The sequence below is a fragment of the Candidatus Methylomirabilota bacterium genome (genome assembly GCA_035764725.1).
In the GTDB taxonomy this organism is placed as follows: Bacteria; Methylomirabilota; Methylomirabilia; order Rokubacteriales; family CSP1-6; genus DASRWT01.
On the sequence record DASTYT010000149.1, the window covers coordinates 13781 to 34968 of the forward strand.

Sequence of the window (21188 nt, forward strand, 5' to 3'; positions counted from 1 at the left end):
GCGTCCGATGAGTCCACTCACGGCGATTGCGAAGGCTCTTATCCGCAGGAACCATCAGCGCGCCGAGTCACACCGAGCCAGAGTCCGCCGCGCCCTCGCGAGTCGACGCAGCGTTCTCGACATCGAGGCTCTCGAACCGCGGCTGCTGCTCGACGCGATCCAGCCCCCCGTCCAAACCGCCATCCTCGCCGGCCTCGATGCCGTCGTGGACTGGGCGAACACGCTGGACAACTTCGGCGCGTTCGCGCAGACGCTGCCGGTGAATACCGTTCAGGACAATACTCCGCCAGCAGAACCAGATCCCACGCTGGGCAGCGCGCTCGACATGGGTGGATTGCTCGACGCCAAGCTCGTCCAGCCCGTCAAGAGCTACTTCACCGGGGATGCGACACCGACGAACGGCGAGCTGGCTCAGGCGCTCGACGCCCTGCCCGAGGTCGACAACGTCGTCTCGACCTCGACCGCCGAGGAAATGGCCTTCACCCTCCATTTACAGGCCGGACGCACGCTGCAGGATCTGCTCATCAATCTCGGCCCGAATGCCGCCTCACTCGGCCTGAGCCTGGAGACCCTCGACAGCAAGGTGGATCTCCAGACCAAGCTCGATCTCACGTTCACGTTTGGAGTGGAGCTCGGCTCCGGGAACTTCTTCATCCGGAACGTGGCCCTGACCGCCAGCGCGAAGGTCGACGAGAGCAATCTCGACTTCGACGGCCGGGTCGGCTTCCTGGATATCGATGTTCAGGATGGCACCTTCGGCCTCAACGGCCAGGTGAGCGTCTCGCTTGGCAATCCGGACGCCGACCCCCAGGGACGCCTGACCATCCAGGAGCTGAGTACGCCGCTCCAGGATCTGGCCTCGCTCACCGCAAGCGGCACCTTGACGGGTAGCCTGCCGGTCCTGGCGACGCTCGGCAGCTTCACCACGGACTCCGATCCCGGTCCCGGCACGAACTTGCCCGCGTACGCGCTGGCCGATAGCAACATCTTCGACGGGGTCGGCCCGAGCCTCACGGCGCCGGCTGATCCCAGGCTCGACGAGCTCGCGAACCTCAACCGCGTGTCGGCGGATGCCATCTTCAACGGGCTCAAGGATTTCGGCGCCTGGCTCGGGCTCCTTCAGGGTTCGGCGGGACTCCGCGTCGCGGTGCCGTTCGCCGACGCGACGATGTTCGACGAGAGGCTGATTGGAGCCCTCGGGCTCCACGGGGTTTACGACGCGAAGCTCGTGTCCCAGCTGACCGACGCGGCCGCGAACCCGGCGTTCGCGAGCGCCCAGAGCCTGGCCAGCCTTCTCAGCACCAAGCTGGGCCTCACCGCCAGTCAGGTGGATGCCGACTACGACGCCGCCACCAATCGGCTCAGCTATCACGTGCAATTCAGCCAGACGTATTCCGCCGACACGAAGACGCTCGCCTTCCCCACACAGATCGGTCCCCTGGGCGATCTCACCAGCAGCGGGAATGTCACGGTGACCCCCAAGCTGCTACTGGCCTTCGACTTCGGCTTCGATCTCTCGCCGGGCAATCTGAGCGCGGCCGAGCGGTTCTTCGTCGACAACGCGTCGGTGAAGGTCGAGACGGCGTTGTCCGCGCCGAGCTTTTCCGCCACTGGACGGGATGGATTCATCGGGATTCATGCGACCGCGAGCACGCTCGCTTCGGTGGCCGCCAATCCGGTGGCCCTCACGGTGACGCTCACCGGTCCCCTGTCGGGAACGCGTGTGAACCTCGCCGACCTGTTCGCGAATCTAGGCACCCTGAATCAAGTCACCGACACCGCCGTCGGCGGAGCGGTGAGCTTCACCCTCAAGAACGTGGATACGCTGGGGTTCCTGCCCACGGTTCCAGGCGCGGAGATCGCAGTCAGCGTACCCGATGTGGGGAACCTGGCGACGGCCACCGTGACCCCGAACGCGGCCGCGGCGCCGATCAAAGACTACGAACACGTGGACTTCAGCAATGTGGTCGTCGCCCTTCAGACACTCCGGACGTACATCGCCAATACCGTGGCCACGTTGCCCGCTTTGACTCAGGACCTCTTGCTCATCGACCGAAAGTTTGCCGATCTCGTCAACTGGGTGGCGGCCTTCGACGCGGATGTGGCCGCCATCGCCGCGGGGTCGGCCAAGACCGTCCAGACCCTCGATCAGGCGATCGAAAGCGCGCTTGGGCTCGGGAGCACAGCCGATGTCTCGGTGACCCGGGACGGCTCGGTCATCAAGGTGCACCTGCACCGCACGCTGACGCCAGCCGGCGCTCAGCTTCCGTTCAACCTCGATCTCGCCGCGCTGCAGGCGGCGGGGGTGACGCTGCCGCCAGGACTCCAGGGATTCTCGAATCTCGTGGGCAGCGGGGCGGGCGCGCTGTTGACGGCCACCCTGGCGAGCGTGCTCGATGTCGACTTCGGTATCGATCTGAGCATTCCCGCAACCCCGAAGGGGGTGGTCTACGACACCACCGGCGTCAAGCTCACGGCGCGGATCGTCGGCGGCCCCGTCGACTTCTCGCTGCCCGTCGGCGCGTTGGGCTTCTCCGTCAAGGGCGCCACCGCCACTCTCGACAAGGACGGCGCGGGCGGCACGACCGATCCGGCCGAGATCACGGGCGGCATCGTCGACGAATCCGGCGCCGGGGCCGATGGGCGCTACGACCTCAGCCAGCTGACCGCGGCCCTCGCCGCGGCATCGGTGACGGGCCAGGTCGACGCGACGCTGCCCCTGTTCTTCCCCGACCCCGCCACGCCATTCGGCGGGGCGTCGCCCAACAACGAGCTCAGGCTCACCGTCAACGACCTGGGGAATCTTGCCGGGTCGACCACCATCACCTCGCCGAACATCGCCGGCGCGCAGCAAACGGTGGTGGTGAACGACAATCTCGGCGTGGTCCAGGCGGGCCTGGACAAGTTCCTCGAGACCCTCCAGGACGCCATCGACAAGGCGCTCTCCGGTCGCCTCCCCCTCGTCGGCGACAGCCTCAAGAAGGCGACCCAGTTCATCGACGACGTTCGTGACGATCTCGCGTCGGCGCTGGCGGGGAAGAACACCACCGCCGCCGTCCGCCAGGCGATCTTCGATGCCCTCGACCCCGCCAAGTCGGGCCTTCTTCTCCACCTGGGGGACCAGGACGACGCCGGGGCTGATGTCACCGTGAACGACGTCAAGGTCATCACGGACACGGCCGGCGAGACCGTGTTCCAGATCCGGCTCCTCCGTACGCAGTCCCTGATCAACGCGCCGATCGACTTCGATATCGGAATTCCCGCGCTCCGGCTCTCGGTGGCTCCGGGATCCACCTTCAACGTTGAAGTGGGCTTCGACTACGTCTTGACGTTCGGGGTGAGCCGGGCGGATGGGTTCTTCGTCGACCCCACCCCGGCCAATGAAGCGTCCCTGGCCTTCAAGGCGACCTTGCCCAATTTCCATGCCACCGGAGAGCTCGCGTTTCTCCAGCTCGATGTGAAGGACGACCAGGGCGATCCCACCCACGCGGCCGTCCCCACCACGTTCCTCGGCGGGTTCGTGATCGACGTGCGTGACCCCGCCGCGGGGCGACTCAGACTGGATGAGCTCCTCTCCGGGGCGGCGAACGTCGGCAACCTGATCCATGCCGACCTCACCGCAACGGCGGACATCAATCTGGACCTCGAGGCCACCATCGGGGGCGACAAGGACTTCCCCTGGGTGGCCGCGGACTTTGCCCTCGACTGGGCCTTCACTCCCCAGTCGGGTCTCGCCGGCGGCGTTCCCAGCATCGCGTTCAACAACGTGCGACTGTACGTCGGCGACTTCTTCGATAAGCTCATCGGTCCGGTCGTGAAGGGGGTCCACGACGCCCTCGACGACGTCAAGCCGATCATCGATTTCCTCGCCGATCCGATCCCGGTCATTTCGGACCTCGCCGTGCTCGCCGGCCACGACGAGGTCTCGCTCGTCGACCTGGCCGCCGAGGCGTTGCCCTTCCTGAAGCCCATCGTGCCGACCATCTTCGATATCACCAATCAGCTGCTCGATCTCAAAATCGACGGCAGCGGGGTGTCGATTCCGATCGGGGACTTCGACCTCGGCGGCGCGGATGCGCGAAATCTGCCGGACCTCGGGGGTATCTCCCCCAATGCGTTGGGCGCGGCCTTCGATCTCTATGCCAAGACCAAGGAAGTCATCCAGGGCCTGGCGGACGAGGCGGGGTTTGGCGAGCAGGCCGAGGCGCTCCTCGCCAAGCTCGACGACATGCGGACGCAGGGCCTGAAGTTCCCGCTCTACGAGGACCCGACCATCGCGGTGCGTCTCCTCTTCGGCCAGACGGTGGACCTGGTGACCCTGAACCTGCCGCCGGCCAAGCTCACCGCCGACATACCCAGCAGCGCCGATCCGTTGACCTTCCCGTCCCTTGGCCCACTGAACATCGGCGTCAAGGGCCGGATCGAGGCGACGGCGGATCTCTTCTTCGGCTTCGACACTGGAGGCATCCAGGCCTTCACGACGTCGCACAAAGCCGAGGATCTGATCCTCGGCGGCTTCTACATGAAGGACTTGAACTCCCAGGGCGTCGACATCCCGGAGTTCACCCTCAAGGGGCGGTTCGGGGCATTCGCAGAGTTCACCGCCGCGGTGGTGACGGCGGGCGTGTTCGGTGGAATCAGCGCGACCCTCGACCTGAACCTGCACGACCCGAACCACGATGGAATCGTGCGCCTCACCGAGGTGCTCGACGAGTTCGAGAAGGATCCGCTGTGCATCTTCGACACGTCGGGCGACGTGCGCGCCTCCCTGGAAGCATTCGTCAAGGTCGGCTTCAGCACGCCGCTGGGCGACGTGACGATTTTCGAGGACCGCCTGGTCTTCGCCGAGAAGATCCTCTTCGATCTCAACGACGACTGCCATTTCGATACGCCGCCGGTGATCGCGAAGCTGGAGGGTGATACCCTCAACCTGCTCGTCGGCTCGCGGAAGGGCGAGCGTGCCGGTGTCGATAACACCGAGGACAATGAGGTCTACTTCCTCAACCTCGACGGCAAGGGAACAGACGACACGGCCGATGACGAGATCGTGGTCAGCGCCTTTGGCGCGCAACAGCGGTTCAAGGCGTCGGACGTCAAGCACATCTTCGCCAATGCCGGGGCTGGCAACGATCAGATCATCATCGACGACCGCATCCTCTCGCCGGCCGAGTTGCATGGCGGTACTGGCAATGACGTGCTGGACGGCGGAGGCGGCAACGACAATCTCTTCGGCGACGACAACGAGGACGTGCTGCTGGGCGGGCCCGGGAAGGACACGCTGGACGGCGGAAACGGCAGGGACTACCTCCAGGGCGATGACGGCGACGATCTCCTGAGAGGTGACAGCATTCCAGTGGGCTCTCCGACCAGCCACGACGCCGATACCATAACGGGAGGCCGCGGAGCGGATAACCTCCAGGGCTTCGGCGGCAATGACCGGCTCATCGGCGGGGAGGACAACGACCAGCTGTTCGGCGGCATCGACAATGACTTCCTCAGCGGCGAGGCCGGCGACGACTTCATGGAAGGCGGCACCGGCAACGACACCATGACCGGGGGTGCCGGGAAGGATCAGATGGTGGGCGGCGGCCAGGTCACGACCGCCGCGGACGGCAACGACATCCTTTTCGGCGATGCCGGAGACGATGTCTTGCTCGGCGACAACGGCAGGTTCGGCAGCCAGGGCCAGTTCAGCGTGCTCGGCGGAGCCGGCAACGACACGTTGATCGGCGGGGACGGCGCGGATGTCATCCACGGCCAGGGTGGCAATGACGTCGCGGCGGGTGACAATGCCTCGCTCGACGGCAACGGGCAGATGGTGCTGGGTGCCGGTGGTACGCCGGGCAACGACGTGCTGTTCGGCGAAGCCGGCGACGATCGTCTCCTGGCCCAGGCCGGGGCAGACACCGTCGAGGGCGGGGCGGGGAGCGATTTCATCTCGGGCGGGCTGGACAACGACAAGCTCATCGGCGGCAGCTCCACCGCGGTGGCCTCGGATCCGGACGGGGGCGACACGGTCTTCGGGGACGAGGGCAACGACGTCATCCTGGGCGATCACGGCATCATCGGCTCGATCACGCTGATCGGGGGGGCGGGGAATGACTCCCTGGTCGGCGGCTCCGGCGATGACCTGATCTACGGCCAGGCGGGGAACGACACCCTCGAGGGCGGACTCGGGCTTGACACGATGGTCGGCGGCCAGGGCGCGGACGTGCTGAGTGGCCAGGACGACGCTGACTCGCTCGAAGGCGGCTCCGGCGCGGACTTCGTCTTCGGAGGAAGTGGCGGCGACAACATCATCGGCGGACTCGGCACGCTCAGCACCACCACGCTTGCCGCGGACGACGGCAGCGACGCCGCCGATTTCATCATCGGCGACGCCGGGAACGACGTCATCCTCGGCGACAACGGCAGCATCGCCGCCGATCACAGCCTGATCCTGACGCTGGCGACAGGTGGGGCGGGGTCGGACACCGTGCTCGGTGGGCTCGGCAACGACACGATCTTCGGCGGCGGCTTCGGCGATGTTCTGTTCGCCGACGTGGCGGGCGGGGGCGCCAACGACGTGGTGGTCGGAGACCAGGGGTCGATGACCGCCACCAAGATCGAGGCGCTGCACTCGGTGGAAGTGAATTCGAGCGGGGACGATTTCATCTCCGGCGACGGCGGCAACGACACCCTGCTCGGCGGTGACGGCGCGGACACCATCGACGGCGCGGCCGGCCTCGACGTCATCCTCGGCGACAACGGCACCCTGACCTTCGCCGGCGGCGTCGTGCAGCAGATCGCCACGACCGCCGGGACGGGCGGCAAGGACAGCATCACCGGCGGGAGCGGAGCGGACATCGCGCTGGGAGGAGATGAGGCCGACACCATTGACGGCGCCGCCGCGCCTGATATTCTCCTCGGCGACAACGGGCAGATCGACTATCTCGGTGGAATCGTCGCGTTCATCCAGACCACCGACACCTCCAATGCCACCGGTGGCGATGACGACATCTTCGGGGGGTCGGAGGACGACGTCGTGCTCGGCGGGGTCGGTAGCGACGACCTCACCGGCGACCAGGGCTCGGACATCATCCTCGGTGACAACGGCTTCCTCGACTCCAACAAGACCCTCAACAATGACCTCTTCCTCGACGAGATCGCGACGAAGGACTTCACGATCGGCTCCTCCGACAACATCTCGGGCGGAGGCGGCAACGATATCGCCTTCGGGGGGACCGCGGGCGACCTCATGTACGGTGACGACTCGCTCCTCGGCGTCCCGGACGCCTCGCCCGGAGACGACACCCTCGTGGGCGACCAGGGGCACGTCCTCTTCACTCACGTGGGCACGCAGAACCTCCGCGCCCGTATCGAGACCACGGATGCGGCGGAGGCCGACGGCGGCATCGACACGATCAAGGGCAACGAGGGCAAAGACATCATCCTGGGCGGCGTGCAGGGTGACCCGCTGTTCGGCAATGCCGGCGACGACATCGTGCTGGGGGACGACGGGTCGCTGCGCTTCGATGTGGACGCCGACCTTACCCGTCTCGATCTGATCCGGTCACAGGTGAATGCGGGCCTGGGCGGGGCCGACACGATCTCCGGCAACGCGGGCGCCGACGTGGCCATCGGGGGGACGTCGGGCGACACCATCTACGGCGACGATGCCGCCGCGAGCGCGGGAGCGGCGGATCTGGGCGATATCCTGCTCGGCGACAACGGCGACATCACGCTGCTCATCCTGGCGTCGTACCCCGGCACCGGTCTCGACGCCATCACCATCCTGGGCGGCACGGTGCAGACGATCCGGACCACCGATGCGGTGGCCGCCACGGGCGGGGTGGAGACCATCTCCGGCAACGCGGGCGGCGACATCATCGCGGGCGGGGTCCAGGCCGATACCCTCTACGGCGACCGCGCCACCCCCATCAACGCGCTCGATGGCGACGACATCATGCTCGGCGACAACGGCCGGCTCGAGTGGCTGTACGGAGGGGACGCGGCGTTCGGGACGATCGAGGCCGGCTTTGTCTTCGACAACACCCTGACGACGCTCGACCTGATCACCACCGAGCTGCCGGCGGCGCATCCGGGTGGCCGGGACCTGATGTACGGGGACCTCGGCAAGGACGTGATGCTCGGCGGCGAGGATGCCGACACCCTGTACGGCGACGACGGGGACAAGGAAGCGGTCACCGTGAGCGGGGACAGCGACCTGATGTTCGGCGATCACGGCCGCCTGTATCCGCAATTCAGCGCCCTTCGGCTCGCCGGGCAGGACTGGCACGCGGCCTTCCACTCGCGCAACTTCTTCTCGGTCGACACCGGCAATCTGGACGACGGCGAAGGCGATCGGTTGTGGGGCGAGGAAGGCGCCGATATCCAGATCGGCGGGCAGGGCGACGATCGGATGTTCGGGGGAAGCGGCGACGACGACATGATCGGCGGGCACAATGTGGCGGGAGGGGTGGACGAGCTGACCGACCCCGCCATCACGGCGACCCTGAATCCACCGGTCAACGACCTGATGGATGGCGGCGGCGGCGATGACGCCATGGCCGGCGACAACGCGATCATCTGGCGGCGCGGCGATGACCTCAGCTCCCGCTTCCGGGCCCTCACCGCCGCGGCGATCTACACCACGACCATTGACACCATCACCCCCAACGTCGGGGCAACCGCCCAGAGCGATCCCAATGACGTCGCGGGTCGTGACATCACGCTGCTCGAACACTCGATCGCCGTGCAGACGACTCCGCTCGGCCGGTTCGGCGATGACGTCATGGCCGGCGGTCCGGGTCGCGACACGATGTTCGGCGAGCTTGGCAACGATCTCATGCAGGGCGACGGGCTCTTCGGGGCCGATGACGGTAATCCAGCCACGGTGACCCGGGCCGTCCTGTTTGCCGACAGCGGGAGCAATCCCGATACGGACGAGACGTTGTACTTCAACGTGCAGGAAGCGGCCACCGACGCCGACGACTACCTGGAAGGTAACGGCGGCAACGATCTCATGTACGGGAACCTGGGACAGGACGACCTGATCGGGGGGAGCTCGGCGCTGTTTGGGCTGACGACAGCCGCGATGCGTCCGGACGGGTCGGATACGATCTTCGGCGGGGCTGGCTTCGATATTGGCCGGAATGATTCCGGTGACACGAGCGCCACCGGGCACGCGTGCGATGCCGACTACATCATGGGCGATAACGCCAATGTGTTCCGGCTGGTTCAAGGCGGGGCGAGCGGGACCAACCCGGCGGATGCCCAGGATACGTTCCGGGTGTTCGCGTATGACAACTATTCGGTCGGATTGCGGATCATCCCGCGGGCCATGCAGCAGCTCGACTACACGCTTGGCGGAGCGGACTATGCCGGAGGGAGCTACGTCAATGGCGTGGCCAACGCCGACAATGGCGCCGCCGACGTGATCCACGGCGAGTCCGGCGACGACGTCATCTTCGGGATGACCGGGAGCGACGTGCTGTTTGGCGAGGGGCAGGACGACGACATCGTGGGCGGGTACGGCAACGACTGGATCTCCGGCGGTACCGGACAGGATGGAGTGGTGGGTGACGACGGGCTCATCTACACCAGCCGCAATGGCACCGCCGAGCCGCTGAACGGAATCGCAGCCACGACTCAGCAAACGATCAGCACGCCGGGTCAGATCCAGTACGCGATCGTCAACCCGACGGGTGAGCTCAAGAAGACCATCGAGCTGGTGCCGTTCAGCTACGACCATGGCTGGGCAGCGATGGACGACGAGTTCGCCGACAACGCGAACAACACGCCCTTCGCCGACGACATCATTTTCGGCGGGCTGGGAAGTGACTTCCTGCACGGCGGGTCCGGCGATGACGCGATGTCGGGCGCCGAGGCGCTCGATCACGCCTACGTGCCGGCCTATGACGCCAACGGTCATCCCATCGGCATCAGCGACCTGGGCTACGGGGCGGCGAGCTCCGCGCTGCCGAGCAATCCGGGTAACGTCCTCGCCTTCAACCCGCTGGACCTCGACGGGCGGCATCTGAACAACCGGTTCCGGGCCGGCGAGTTCGCGCTCTACGACGAGTACGATCCGCTGAGAAAGGTCTTGCTGGACGGTCAAGGCAATCTCTGGAAGTCGAGCGCGCAGGGGACGGCGTATGAGTTTCTGCTGAACTTCAACCAGAGTGAAGGCGAGGCGCGTCCGGGCGGGACGCTGCCGAAGGTCACCGGTCAGCCGACCGGGACGTACGGCCCGGTGCACGACGACGGCAACGATGCCATCTTTGGCGATCTCGGCAACGACTGGCTCGTCGGTGGCACGGGGCGAGACGACATGTACGGCGGGTGGGGCAACGACTTGGTCAACGCCGATGATGACCAGACGACGGACAACGCCCTGAATGATCAGCCGGACACGCATCCGACCTACGAGGATCGGGCCTACGGCGGCGCGGGCCGCGATGTGCTGATTGCCAACACCGGCGGGGACCGGCTCATCGATTGGGTCGGGGAGTACAACACCTTCCTGGTGCCGTTTGCGCCATTCGGTGAAGCTTCGGTGAGCCGCACCCTGCAGCCTCAGCTGCAGGAGTTCCTATATGCGCTCTCGAAGGCGGATGGAGCGGACCAGACTCAATTCAGGGACACCGGCATGGGCCAGCTGCGCAACGGCGAGCCGGCGGGCGAGCTGGGGCTGGTCATCCAGAAGGACTTTGCGTGGCAGGATCAAACCGGCGCGCCGGCCGATCCGCAGGCGGGCAACATTCCCGGCGGCCAACGGGATGTTCTCAGGTCCGCGAACTTCAATGACGGCCAGGCCCAAGGCTTCTTTGCCGATAGCGGGACCTGGACGGTGACGGGCGGCCGTTATCAGGTCGCTCCCACGGTATCGGGCGGCGATGCGGTGAGCGTGTTCTACGTCGACCGTTACGTCCCGACGTACTTCGAGCTCCAGGCGACGATCAACGCCGTGAAGCCGACCGCCGGCACGAATGCCAACGCGTATCTGATATTCGACTACCAGAGTCCGACGAACTTCAAGTTCGCTGGCATCAACGTCTCGACCAACAAGCTTGAGATCGGCCACCGGAATGCCCAGGGCTGGATCGTGGACGCTCAGACGGTCTTCCCCGGCTCGGTCAAGGCAGGCACCGACTACAACCTGTTCTTGTCGTTGAACGGCACCGCCGTCACCGTGATCGTCAACAACCAGGTCACGCTCACGCACACGTTTGCGCCGCGGGTGGATGCCTACGGGGTCAGCCACGGGCTCAACGACGGCATGGTGGGCCTCGGAGCGAAGAATGCCAAGGCGCTGATCGACAACGTCACCGTGCAGCGCGTCGCGCCGGTGACGACTTTCAGCCAGACTGTCGATTTCAGCGCTGGCACGACCAGCCTGTTCCAGGCGCCGCTCAGCGGGACCTGGAGCCTTGCCAACGGACGTTACGCGGGCCTTGCCGGCGCAACGACGCCCGCGATCGATCTCACCGCGATCAACGTCACGTCCTACTCACTGATCGATCTATCCGCGATCCTCAAGACCGCCGGCGCGGGCGGATTCGTCTTCGACCAGTATTCGGCGACCGACTTCAAGTTCGTCACGATATCCGCCGGACAGATCACCCTCGGGCACCGGACCGCCACTGGATGGGTCACCGACGCCACGTACAGCAACGCGACGCTCCTTCCCGGCACCACCGATTACACGCTCGGCCTGAGTCTCAAGGGCACCACGGTCAGCGTCACCCTGAACAATCAGGTGGTGCTGAGCCGGTCGTACAACGCCCTGGTGACTGACGGCAACTTCGGGTTGCTCAGTCGCACCGGGACGACGACATTCGACAGCGTGACGGTGAAGAGCGACGCTCCAAACTTGCTCGATCGGGCATTCGCGCTGACCGCGGAGTCCGCTCCGTCCGGGCTCGTCGATCAAAGCAGCTCGCTGACGGAGAGCCAGGTCGCGGCGATGGCCCAGGCGGCGATTCGCGACTGGTCCACGGCGTTGGGCACGGGCGACGCATGGGGCGTCTTGGACAAGGTCAAGTTCGTGCTGGTCAACGATCTCCCAGGCAATGCGGTCGCGTGGACCATCGGCGACGGCACGATCCTGGTCGACATGAACGCCGCGGGTCATGGCTGGTTCGTCGATCCGACGCCGTACGGGAACACCGAGTACCTCGGTGGTAGTGGCACGTTGGTCGCCCGTCAGGACAGTGACGCGTCCGGGCGGATGGATCTGCTGACGGCGATGAGGCACGAGCTCGGGCACGTGCTCGGGTTCGAGCACGGCGAGAGGGGCGCGGAGAGCGTGATGACCGCGACGCTCGCCGCCGGCGCGCGCCATCTGGACGGGGGCGAGCGGACCGAGCATCAGGCAGAGACTCCGATCGCGGTGGCCGGCCTGGCGAAGGGACGGTCGACCGACGCGAGGGAGTGGCACGTTGACACGCGGCCGGCGGTCGACTGGAACGCCGAGAGCAGCGGCTTCCTCAGCAGCCTGAGTCAGTACGGTGGGGATCCCGCGAAGTGCGGGCTGAGGCCCCTGTTCCCGACATTCGAGTATGCCGCGGTCGAGGGAAGGGACGGCGCTCGACCCCTACGGGCGATGAGCAGCCATGAGGAGGCCGCGGATCCGGCGCCGTTGCTTTCGGTGGGGTGGAAATGGCGGGTCGAGATCGCGGCGTCGAGGAACGAGGGTGAAGAGAGCGAGACCGAAGAGATAGTGTAGGGCCACCTGCCGGAGCGAGTGGGCGCCGTTTATCGCGGCGTGAGCTTCTCCCGCGCCTGATCCAGATCCGGCAGGTTCCCCGCGGAGGCGGCAAGCAGCGGTGACTTCGTCACCTTGAGGGCGGCGGCCGCCGCCTCGTTCTCGGTGATCTTGGCCATCACCGCCTCCCGCGCCCGGTTGAAGTACTCGCGGTTCGTGGCGAGGAACTCACGCGACTCGCGCAGCTTCGCCAGGTAGCCGTTGATCTCCGGCACGACGTAGCGGGCGACCATGTCCCAGCTGCGCATGGTGTTCTCGGGATTGGCCCAGTCGTGCACGAAGCCGACGACGGTGCCGAACCCGCCCGACATGTCGAGCACCGACTTGATGCGCGCCACGAGGTCGTCCGGCGTGCCGATGGTGGACACGGCGCCGGGCACGAACGCCGTCCGGTCCACCGCCTCGTCCGGGCTCTTGAAGGCCACCGCGCCGGGCCGCTGGAGGGTCGCGGTGATGTATTCGTTATGATGGCGGAAGAGACCGTCCTTCGCCTCCTCCCGCGCCTTCTCCCGCGTCTCCGCGATGTGCCAGCTCAGCAGCACGCGCCAATCCTTCCGGTCCACCGTCTGGCCGTGCTTGGCCGCCGCCGCCTCGGCGAAGCCCCACTGGGTGGGCAGCGAGTTCAAGCCTTCCTCGGACAAGGACCCGATCGAGATGATGCCGATGCCGTGCTTGCCGGCCAGCGTCATGCCCGACGGGCTGATCTGGGAGGCGACGGCGCAGGGCATCTCCTCCTGGAAGGGCAGGAGCTGCAGCGCCGCGTCGTTCAGCTCGAACCAGTCCGTCTTCATCGTGATGCGCTCGCCGCGGAACAGGCGGCGGATCACGCCGATCGCCTCGTCCTGGCGGTCGCGCTGCAGCATGGGGTCGATGCCGAGCGAGTGCGCGTCCGAGGGCAGCGCGCCCGGGCCGGAGCCGAAGATCGCGCGCCCGCCCGTCATGTAGTCGAGCTGCACCATCCGCTGGGCCACGTTGAAGGGATGATGATAGGGCAGGGAGATGACGCCCGTCGCGAGCTTGATGCGCTTCGTGCGCTCGCCCGCCGCGGCCAGGAACATCTCGGGCGAGGCGATCATCTCCCAGCCGCTGGAGTGATGCTCGCCGCACCAGAACTCCTCGTAGCCGAGCCGGTCCAGGTGCTCGACGAAGTCGAGGTCGCGGCGGAACTGCAGCATCGGATGCTCGCCGATCGGATGGTGGGGCGCGAGGAAGGCACCGAAGTTCAGACGGGACATGAGCGGATCTCCTGGTTGAGGCATGGGGGCACCGATACTGCCCCCAACGTTACCACTGCGCGCCGGGGCAAGAAAACCAGGAGTCGTCCGGCGATCGGACCGCCTGGTGGGCTCTACGACCGCGGGGAGCGGTTCTGCGACTGTCTCCGCCGCTGCACGGACGAGATCACGGAGGCCAGGTGGCTCGGGTCGACCGGCTTGACGACATGCGCGTCGAACCCGGCGGCCAGCGCCGCCTGGCGGTCGGCCGGCTGTCCATAGCCGGTCAGGGCGATGAGGCCGAGCTCGTCGCGCCCGGCGGCCCGAAGGCGTCGCGCCATCTCGTAGCCATCTACGCCGGGTAGGCCGAGGTCGATCACCGCGATGTCCGGGCGCGTCGCCGCGGCCTTCTCGAGGCCGCTTGTCCCATCGGGGGCGGAGTCGACCTCGTGGCCGGCCAGGGTGAGCAGCATGTGCAGCACCTGACGGGCGTCCGCGTTGTCCTCGACCAGCAAGATCCGGCGGCGGCCGATCTCGGCGGGGTCCTTGGGGACGTCGGGGGCGTGCGCCGCCTCGCGCGTGCTTAGCGGGAGGCGAACGGTGAACCGGCTCCCGCGGCCCTCGCCCTCGCTGGAAGCCTCCACCGTGCCGCCGTGCAGCTCCACGAGCTGCTGCACCAGAGTGAGGCCGATGCCGAGCCCGCCGCGCGAGCGATCCTGGGAGCGCTCCTCCTGGTAGAAGAGCTCGAACGCGCGCTGCAGGGCTTCGGGAGACATTCCGCGTCCGGTGTCCGTGACCTCGAACATGCCGCGATCGCCGTCGGTCCGGACGCGGATCGTGATGATCCCCCCGCTCGGTGTGTACTTGAGCGCGTTGCCGAGCAGGTTCGCCACGATCTGGTCGAGTCGGGCGGAATCGGCGAAGACCCACGTCTCCTCGGTGTCCACGCGGAGCTCGTAGCCGTTCGTACGGCCGGCGATCTCCAGGGTCTTGATGCAGCGGGTGACGGCCTCGGCCAGGTTGATCGCCGCCCGACTCAGGCTGATCTTTCCCGTGGTGATGCGCGTGGTGTCGACGAGATCCTCCACGAGCTGGGACAGGTTGAAGAGCTGGCGCTTGATGATCTCCCGCGCGCGCTCCGCCGGATCGCCTCCCACCAGCTCCATGACGCCCACCGCGGAGCTGATCGCGCCCAGCGGGCTCCGAAGCTCGTGGGCGAGCATCGCCACGAATTGCTCCTTTCGGATGTCACGCTCCTCGATCTCCCGGTAGAGCAGGCAGTTGTCGAGGGCGATGGCCGCCCGCCCCGCCAACTCCTCGATGAGGGCGACGGTGGGGCGATCGTACGACGCGGCGCCCGCCGGCTCGCGGAAGATGGCGAGCACGCCGAGGAGGTCGCCACGCGCGAAGAGTGGACTCACGATGCCCCGCATCACGGGGCCGCCCGTGCCGGGCGCCACGAGGAGCTGATGGCCGAGCGTGCGCGCCACCGCGTCCATGGCGTGCGTGACATCGGGGGGGATGTCTCCCCACGCCTCGCCTGCGAGATGGTGCCGCGCGTAGACCGTCTCGCTCCCGTTGCGCCGAAGCCGCAGCATGGCCGCGTCGGCGAGATCGGGGACGAGGAGCTCGAGCACGGTCTTGGCCGTCGCCTCGAGGTGGAGCGAGCGCGTCATGGTCTTGCCCGACTCGGCGAGGAATGCGGAGCGCCGCGCCGCGTCCTCGGCGGCCGTGCGCCCGGCCTGTTCGCGGGCCAGGGCCACGCGCTCTTCCGTCTGCTGCTTGAGCTCCTCGGTCATCCGGAACAGCTCGACGAACACCCGCACCTTGGTGCGCAGGACGTCCGGCACGACGGGGGTGAGGACATAGTCCACTGCGCCCAGAGAGTAGCCGCGCAGCTCATGGGTGTCGTCGGTGGCCGCGGTCATGAAGATGATGGGGACCCGGCGCAGCCGGGGGTGCTGCCGTATCAGCTCGGCCGTCTCGAAGCCGTCCATGTCGGGCATGTTGACGTCGAGCAGGATGACCGCGAATTCGCGTTTGAGGAGCTGGCGCAGCGCGTCGGCCCCGGACTGCACGCAGACCACGTGCTCGTGCAGGTCGGACAGGAGCGCCTCCATCGCGATCAGCTTGGAGGGCACGTCGTCGACGACCAGAATGCCGACCGGGGCGGGCTTCGAGGCGGCGACGCTCATCGACTACTGCGCCAGCCAGTCCCGCAGCTTGCTCATGAGCTCCTCCACGTCCACCGGCTTGGCGAGATAGTCGGACGCGCCCGCCTCGATGCACTTCTCGCGGTCGCCCTTCATCGCCTTCGCGGTCACTGCGATGATGGGCAAGGTGCGGAAGCGCGCATCCCCGCGGATGGCCCGCATCGTCTCGAAGCCGTCCATCTCGGGCATCATGAGGTCCATCAGCACGATCTCGACGTCGCCGTGCCGGTCGAGCAGCTCGATCGCGCCACGCCCCGTCTCGGCGGAGACGATGCGCATCTCGTGCCGTTCCAGGACGCTGGTCAGGGCAAAGATGTTCCGGATGTCGTCGTCGACGATGAGGACACGCCGTCCCCGGAGGACGTGGGAGCCGTGGTGCAGACGCTCCACGATCTCCCGCTGCGAGTCGGACATCATCCGGACCGGCCGGTGCAGGCGCAGCAGACACTGGTCGACGAGGCGCTCCAGCGAGCTCACCGGGACGACCGCCGCCTCGACGCCGCGGGACGTGAGCAGGCTCTCGACGCCGGCGCTCCAGTCGGGCGGCCCGTACGCGAGCACCGGGACCGAGCGCAGGTGCGCGCCGGCGCCGGTACCCAGGACCTCCACCGCGTCCGCCTCCGCTCCCACGCCGAGCACGACGCCGTCGATCCCGATGTCCTCGAGGCCCCCGCTCAGAGCCGAGAGGGCCGAAACCGCGCGGACGCTCACACCGTCCGAGGCAAGAATCTGAGTCAGCTCGGCGCGCTCGCCCGCGTCGGGGTGTACCAGTACCAGCTCCTTCTGGAGCCGATCGACGCACCTCATCAGCCGGTCGAGGGTCTCGCGCAGACCATCGCGCGTCTCGATGGGCTTGCCGACTGTTTCGAATGCGCCCAGCAGGCGACCCCGACGCATGTCCTCGCCGGTCGTGATGACGGTCACGGGGACGTGGCGGGTCACCAGGTCGCTCTTGAGCCGTTCGAGCACGCGCCAGCCCTCCATGTCAGGCAGCGAGATGTCGAGGGTGATGGCGGACGGATGGTGCTTGTGGACCAGCGCGAGCGCGGTGGAGGCAAAGGCGGTGACGAGGACCTTGAAGCCGGTCTCGCGCGCCACGTCGACGAGCAGGCGGGCGAAGGCCACGTCGTTCTCGACGATGAGCAGGGACCGATCCCCGGCCGTGAGGTGGTCTCGGTCGTCCGCGATCTCCCCGGACGGCGTCTCGGCGGGATCGTCCTCCTCGGTCGTCCCGTCGACGAGGGCGACCGTCGCCGCGACCGGCCGGACGTCCGCGCTCACTCCGGGGATGGGCACGGGCTGGAGATAGGCCTGCGGGAGATAGAGCGTGAACGTGCTGCCGTGGCCGACCGCGCTCACGAGATGGAGCTCGCCGCCGAGCAACCGGGCGATCTCGCGGCTGATGGCCAGGCCCAGGCCGGTGCCGCCGAACTTGCGGCTCGTGCTGCCGTCGGCCTGCTGGAAGGCCTCGAAGATGATCTGCTGCTTGTCGAACGGGATGCCAATGCCGGTGTCCGACACCGCGAACGCCAGCACGGTGCCCGCCTTGCCGAGGCTCGCGCTGTCGCGCACCGTCTCGGGATCGGCGGTGGTGATCTCGAGCGACACGCTGCCACGCCGGGTGAACTTGAAGGCGTTCGAGAGGAGGTTCTTGATGACCTGCTGGAGCCGCTTGGCGTCCGTCACCATGGTTCGGGGCAGGGTCGGGCTCAGCCGCACCGCGAAGTCGAGCCCCTTGGATTCGGCGACGTGGCGGAACTGCCGCTCCACGTAGCGGTGCAGATCCGTCAGCTGCAGGTCACTCACGTCGAGAACGACGGTGCCGGACTCGATCTTCGACAGATCGAGAATGTCGTTGATGAGCATGAGCAGATCAGTGCCCGATGAGTGGATGGTCTTCGCGAACTCCGTCTGCCTGTCGGTGAGGTTGCCGTCGGGATTCCTGGAGAGCTGATCGGACAGGATGAGGAGGCTGTTGAGCGGCGTCCGCAGCTCATGGGACATGTTGGCGAGGAACTCGGACTTGTACTTGGACGTGAGGGCGAGCTGCTCGGCCTTCTCCTCGAGGGCTTTCCGCGCCTGCTCGACCTCCTGGTTCTTCTGCTCGACCTGGACGTTCTGGTCGGCGAGGAGACGCGCCTTGTCCTGGAGCTCCTGGTTCGTGTTCTGGAGCTCTTCCTGCCGGCTCTGGAGCTCGGCGGCGAGCGACTGCGACTGGCGGAGCAGGTCCTCCGTGCGCATGTTCGCCTCGATGGTGTTGATCACGATGCCGATGCTCTCGGTGAGCTGGTCCAGCAAGGCCTGGTCGCTCGCGGTGAAGCGCTCGAAGGAGGCTAGCTCGAGCACCGCCTTGATCTGCCCTTCGAACAGGATCGGCAGGACGATGATATTCGCGGGGGTGGCGTGGCCGAGCCCCGAGGAGATCCGGATATAGTCCGGGGGCACGGTGTCGAGGACGATCTTCTGCCGCTCGATGGCGCACTGGCCGACGAGGCCTTCGCCGAGGCGGAGCTCGTGGGTGGTCTCACCCACGTCGCCGCGGGCGTAGCTGGCGAGGCGGGCGAGCTTCGCAGGCGCCGGATGCTTGGGGGCGCGAAGGATGTAGAACACCCCGTGCTGCGCCTTCACCACCGGCGCCAGCTCGGAGAGGATGAGCCGCGCCACCGTGAGCAGATCCTTCTGCCCCTGGAGCATGCGGCTGAACTTGGCCAGGTTCGTCTTGAGCCAGTCCTGCTCGCTGTTCTTGAGGGTGGTGTCCTTGAGGTTGCCGATCATCTCGTTGATGTTGTCCTTCAGCGCCGCCACTTCACCCTGGGCCTCGACCTTGATCGACCGGGTGAGATCGCCCTTGGTCACCGCGGTCGCGACCTCGGCGATAGCCCGTACCTGCGTGGTGAGGTTGGCGGCGAGCTGATTCACGTTGTCGGTGAGGGCCCGCCAGGTGCCTGACGCGCCCGGCACGCGCGCCTGGCCGCCGAGCTTGCCCTCCACCCCGACTTCGCGGGCCACGCTCGTGACCTGGTCCGCGAACGTGGCCAACGTATCGATCATGCTGTTGATGGTGTTGGCCAGCTCCGCGATCTCGCCCTTGGCCTCGAGGGTGAGCTTCTGACGGAGGTCGCCGTTGGCCACCCCGGTGACGACCCTGGCGATGCCGCGCACCTGACTCGTCAGATTGGCGGCCATGAAGTTCACGTTCTCGGTGAGCCCGCGCCACGTGCCCGACACGTCCTGCACCTGAGCCTGGCCGCCCAGCTTGCCCTCGGTGCCCACCTCGCGGGCGACGCGCGTGACCTCGGCGGCGAACGAGCTGAGCTGGTCCACCATGGTGTTCACGGTGTTCTTCAACTCAAGGATCTCGCCCTTGACCTCGACGGTGATCTTCTTGGAGAGGTCGCCGGCCGCCACCGCTTTCGTGACGTCGGCGATGTTGCGGACCTGGCTGGTGAGGTTCGACGCCATGAAGTTGACCGAGTCGGTGAGATCCTTCCAGGTGCCGGCGACACCTTTGACGTCGGCCTGGCCGCCGAGACGTCCCTCTGTCCCGACTTCGCGCGCCACGCGCGTGACCTCGGCGGCGAACGAGCTGAGCTGATCCACCATGGTGTTGAACGTATTCTTCAGCTCGAGGATCTCGCCCTTCACCGCCACCGTGATGTGCTTCGAGAGATCGCCCCGCGCCACCGCGGTGGTGACCTCGGCGATGTTGCGGACCTGGCTGGTGAGGTTCGATGCCATGAAGTTGACCGAGTCGGTGAGGTCCTTCCACGTGCCCGCTACGTCGCGCACGTCGGCCTGGCCGCCCAGCTTGCCGTCGGTGCCCACCTCGCGGGCGACCCGCGTCACCTCGGCGGCGAAGGACCGGAGCTGATCCACCATCGTGTTCACTGTATTCTTCAGCTCGAGGATCTCGCCCTTGACCTCGACGGTGACCTTCTTGGAGAGGTCGCCGGCCGCCACCGCCTTGGTCACGTCCGCGATGTTGCGGACCTGGTCGGTGAGGTTCGAGGCCATGAAGTTGACGGAGTCGGTGAGGTCCTTCCACGTGCCCGAGACGCCTTCCACCCGGGCTTGGCCGCCCAGCCGCCCCTCGGTGCCCACCTCGCGCGCCACCCGTGTCACCTCGGAGCCGAAGGAGCGGAGCTGATCCACCATGGTGTTGATGGTGTTCTTCAGCTCGAAGAACTCGCCCTTCACGTCAACGGTGATCTTCTTGGACAGGTCACCGTTGGCGACCGCCGTCGTGACCTCGGCGATGTTGCGGACCTGGCCGGTGAGATTGCCGGCCATCGAGTTGACGCTGTCGGTCAGGTCTTTCCACGTCCCCGCCACGCGCCGAACATTGGCCTGGCCGCCCAGCTTGCCTTCGGTGCCGACCTCGCGGACGATGCGGGTGACCTCCGACGCGAACGATCCGAGCTGCGAAACCATGCTGTTGACGGTCGTCGCGGTGCGCCGGAACTCGCCTTCCATCCGCCGGCCATCCCGCTCGAGGAGCACGGTCTGCGAAAGATCGCCCTTGGCGACGGCGCCGATCACGCGCGCCATGGCGTGGGTGGGAGCCACGAGATCGTCGATCAGGGAGTTGACCGCGGCGCCGCACGCGAGCCATTCTCCGGACAAGCCCCTGAGCGCAGCGCGCTGTGTGATCTTGCCTTCCTTGCCGACCGCGCGATTGAGCCGCTCGAGCTCCGATGCCAGGTCCTCGGCGACCGCCACGATGTCATTGAAGGCATCGGCGATCCGGCCGGCCATCCCCGGCCAGCTCGACGGGAGCCGCGCGGAGAAGTCACCCCGTCGGAGGGCGTGCAGGGCATTGAGGAGCGCTGCGCTGTCGAGCTCGGAGTCGGACACCGTTGGGGCGATCGCCATGCGGACTCCCTCCTCGGTCAGGACCTTGAGGACCCACGGGTGCGGGAACCTGCGTAGCCGGAGCACGGTATATGCCAGGCTGGAACACTGCTATTTCAATGGGATGCGCTACGGCCACCACTACATCCGGGTGCAAATGAC

At 66.9% G+C, this 21188-nt stretch carries 4 protein-coding genes; 1 reads left to right on the plus strand and 3 read right to left on the minus strand.

Annotated elements, in window-relative coordinates:
- Positions 1–7 precede the first annotated feature (7 nt).
- The gene (locus VFX14_24355; GenBank protein HEU5192826.1) at positions 8–12709 is read left to right on the plus strand and encodes a hypothetical protein; all 12702 of its coding nucleotides are present in this window, start codon (positions 8–10) and stop codon (positions 12707–12709) included.
- A 29-nt stretch (positions 12710–12738) separates the two neighbouring features.
- Here VFX14_24355 and VFX14_24360 read toward each other — a convergent pair whose 3' ends face one another.
- The 3 genes from VFX14_24360 to VFX14_24370 all read right to left on the minus strand — a co-directional run bounded on the left by VFX14_24360 (position 12739) and on the right by VFX14_24370 (position 21047).
- Positions 12739–13983, minus strand: coding sequence for an LLM class flavin-dependent oxidoreductase (locus VFX14_24360; GenBank protein ID HEU5192827.1), 1245 nt, complete (start codon positions 13981–13983; stop codon positions 12739–12741).
- 113 nt (positions 13984–14096) lie between these two features.
- On the minus strand, positions 14097–16157 hold the full coding sequence (locus VFX14_24365) for a response regulator (protein HEU5192828.1): 2061 nt from the start codon (positions 16155–16157) through the stop codon (positions 14097–14099).
- 3 nt (positions 16158–16160) lie between these two features.
- Entirely contained in the window at positions 16161–21047 is a 4887-nt protein-coding gene (locus tag VFX14_24370) for a HAMP domain-containing protein (GenBank protein HEU5192829.1), read from the minus strand.
- Positions 21048–21188: the final 141 nt, after the last annotated feature.

Excerpts from the sequence above, each read along its gene's own strand:
- VFX14_24360 (HEU5192827.1), bottom strand. The coding sequence starts at position 13,983 with ATGTCCCGTCTGAACTTCGGTGCCTTCCTCGCGCCCCACCATCCGATC.
- VFX14_24370 (HEU5192829.1), bottom strand. The coding sequence starts at position 21,047 with ATGGCGATCGCCCCAACGGTGTCCGACTCCGAGCTCGACAGCGCAGCG.
- VFX14_24355 (HEU5192826.1), top strand. The coding sequence starts at position 8 with ATGAGTCCACTCACGGCGATTGCGAAGGCTCTTATCCGCAGGAACCAT.
- VFX14_24365 (HEU5192828.1), bottom strand. The coding sequence starts at position 16,157 with ATGAGCGTCGCCGCCTCGAAGCCCGCCCCGGTCGGCATTCTGGTCGTC.